This is a genomic window from Pseudomonas sp. JH-2 (assembly GCF_036231725.1).
In the GTDB taxonomy this organism is placed as follows: Bacteria; Pseudomonadota; Gammaproteobacteria; order Pseudomonadales; family Pseudomonadaceae; genus Pseudomonas; species Pseudomonas delhiensis.
This window is the reverse complement of record NZ_JAZAQP010000097.1, coordinates 2889-3304: the sequence shown is the minus strand read 5'-3', so window position 1 is coordinate 3304 and position 416 is coordinate 2889. Positions and strand designations below refer to the sequence as shown.

Here is a 416-nt window from a genome sequence, read left to right as displayed (position 1 = left end):
AAGGCGCGAGCGGAGCCACCCCAGGTCTCGGAGCAGACCTTGGTCAGAGCAGCGGTCAGAGTGGTCTTACCGTGGTCGACGTGGCCGATGGTACCGACGTTGACGTGCGGTTTGTTACGTTCAAACTTCTCTTTAGCCATTTTGACCGTCTCCCACTAGGAATTGAGAAAGCCGTATCACCGATAAAACAAAGGCAGATACTTTCATATCTGCCTTTGTTAAGTGGAGCTCATGAGCGGATTTGAACCGCTGACCTCACCCTTACCAAGGGTGTGCTCTACCAGCTGAGCTACATGAGCAAACATAAGCAGCAAGTCTGGAGCGGGTAGCGGGAATCGAACCCGCATCATCAGCTTGGAAGGCTGAGGTTCTACCACTGAACTATACCCGCGGAGCCTGACGCTCACGCTTGAAAC

General features: G+C 53.4%; 1 protein-coding gene and 2 tRNA genes. All 3 read right to left on the bottom strand.

The features are described from left to right. A partial coding sequence (locus tag VV867_RS30745) for a GTP-binding protein (RefSeq protein WP_230986177.1) occupies nt 1–140 on the bottom strand: 140 nt, incomplete at its 3' end. 83 nt (nt 141–223) lie between these two features. Continuing rightward, nucleotides 224–299 (bottom strand) — tRNA-Thr (locus tag VV867_RS30740). An 18-nt stretch (nt 300–317) separates the two neighbouring features. Further along, nucleotides 318–391: transfer RNA gene (locus tag VV867_RS30735), tRNA-Gly, on the bottom strand. Nucleotides 392–416: the final 25 nt, after the last annotated feature.